Raw genomic sequence first — 1,623 nt, forward strand, 5'->3', positions numbered from 1 at the left:
GCATCATGAAATCAATTTTCGAGGAAAGAGATCATGTCAGACATTGTGGAGCAGCTGAAGAAGGTCCGCAAGCTGCAGTCCCGCGCCGCCGCTGCGAAGATGGAGTTGCACGATCTTGCCGAGGACCTTCCGATTAATTGGGCTAGAATCAAGACCATTGCAGGAGAGACGTTCGACGCCTTCGCCGAGTTGAACGCTGCGAAGGAAGAGCTCGCTGCATTGGAGAATTCACGATGACTGGCCCTTTCGTCACGCGCGACGGCTCCAGCTGGGTGCCGGAGTACCTGACCTGCATCGATGCTACAACCTGCATCGGCTGTGGCCGATGCTTCAAAGCCTGCTCTCGCGAAGTCATGCACCTCTATGGCGTCGGTGAAGCGGGTGAAATCCTCGGCATCTGCGACGACGAGGAGGAAGACTTCGATGGCGAGCTCAATCGTATGATCATGGTTGTCGATGAGGCCGGCCGCTGCATTGGTTGCGGCGCCTGCGCGCGCGTCTGCCCGAAGAACTGTCAGACCCATGTCGCGGCAGACAAGGTTACTGCGTGATCTCGCGAACAAGTCAACGCTGTTACCTTCAGATCGTTTGTTGTCTCCTGCTGCTCGTCGTCTGCGCAAACGAACGAACGTAGTTACTTCGTGTGGCATTCCATCCACAAAGTTAGCGCTGCGATGGTGGCTAGTTCGTCGCTTCTTTCAATAGGACTTTTTTAAAAGCGCGAAGTGGCGATCGCTGTCTCGTCGCCCTCGGCGATGAACTTATCCGGTTGCCAAGGCAGATGCCCCGCGATTGGATCGCCACAGATCGTGCCGTTCGTGTCCCATGCCTGATCCGCGGATGCGGCGGTTCTAATCAATGGCGGCCGGTGCAAAGAAGGCACTGCAATTGCACGCAATGTCTCGCGCAAGCTGACCGTCAAGGTAAGCACCAGTGCGCAGCTGACGGAGGCACTTGCGGCGAGGACCGCAACGCCACTTTCCACCCCGCAGGCTCAATACGATCCGACACAGGACGATCCTGAGCGCGGTTGAATTACATGCTAATTCCCTTGTCCCCAGCGCAACCGTCGACATTTCTCGCAAATGTCGGGCATCCGCCACTTTTGTCAGGTTTGTCGTGATTGGAACGTTTTGTTCGCCGGTCTCTCCGTCAAATACACATCAACCTGCCCTCAACCCGCCCATTGATAAAAGAAAATGATCTTCTTGGCGCGTCGGAGCAGTTGGCATGGTGTTTGCTGATCCCTGGTTACAAGCGGCAGAAAGCAGTCTGCATTATGCCGGTTCATGAAACGAACGGAACGGAGGCCACCTGACCGTTCGTCATCGGATCCGCGTTCTACCAAGCGGCCATGCATCCGCCGGCGGAAGGGTCAATCCCGATGTCACAGCTTGCAACCAACTCAAAGAGAAGGAAAATGCAATGACCAAGATTTCCGAAAGATCCTTTGAAACGATCGAAAACCCGGGGTCATCGTCGCTCAAGGTGCCAGATCAGTTCGGCGCATCTGTTGAAAAGGGGAACAAGAAGGTGACAGAGGCTTTTTTGAAATTTGCGTCCGGCGCTGAAGCGACACAGAAAATGCTGCCTCCGATCCTCGAAACGACAAGTCTATTCGGC

The 1,623-nt window shown here is 55.1% G+C and carries 3 protein-coding genes and 1 pseudogene; 3 read left to right on the forward strand and 1 reads right to left on the reverse strand.

Features of this window, described 5'->3' with window-relative positions; all coding sequences use genetic code 11:
• Window positions 1-33 precede the first annotated feature (33 nt).
• Window positions 34-237 (forward strand): CCE_0567 family metalloprotein, encoded by a 204-nt coding sequence (locus tag BBJ66_RS27145; protein ID WP_009991124.1) that lies wholly within the window; start codon window positions 34-36, stop codon window positions 235-237.
• Entirely contained in the window at window positions 234-551 is a 318-nt protein-coding gene (gene fdxB / locus BBJ66_RS27150) for a ferredoxin III, nif-specific (RefSeq protein ID WP_004677870.1), read from the forward strand. The genes BBJ66_RS27145 and fdxB overlap by 4 nt, the downstream gene beginning before the upstream one ends.
• 161 nt (window positions 552-712) lie before the next feature.
• Here fdxB and BBJ66_RS33810 read toward each other — a convergent pair whose 3' ends face one another.
• Window positions 713-922: a hypothetical protein gene (locus BBJ66_RS33810; protein WP_225880317.1), complete on the reverse strand. Its 210-nt coding sequence runs from the start codon at window positions 920-922 to the stop codon at window positions 713-715.
• A gap of 503 nt (window positions 923-1,425) precedes the next feature.
• On the opposite strand from BBJ66_RS33810, the pseudogene BBJ66_RS27155 reads away from it, so the two are divergent.
• Window positions 1,426-1,623: pseudogene (locus BBJ66_RS27155) on the forward strand (phasin); the annotation flags it as partial.

It is taken from the genome of Rhizobium sp. RSm-3 (assembly GCF_001854685.1).
Taxonomy (GTDB): Bacteria; Pseudomonadota; Alphaproteobacteria; order Rhizobiales; family Rhizobiaceae; genus Rhizobium; species Rhizobium ecuadorense.

Excerpts from the sequence above, each read along its gene's own strand:
- BBJ66_RS27145 (WP_009991124.1), top strand. The coding sequence starts at position 34 with ATGTCAGACATTGTGGAGCAGCTGAAGAAGGTCCGCAAGCTGCAGTCC.
- fdxB (WP_004677870.1), top strand. The coding sequence starts at position 234 with ATGACTGGCCCTTTCGTCACGCGCGACGGCTCCAGCTGGGTGCCGGAG.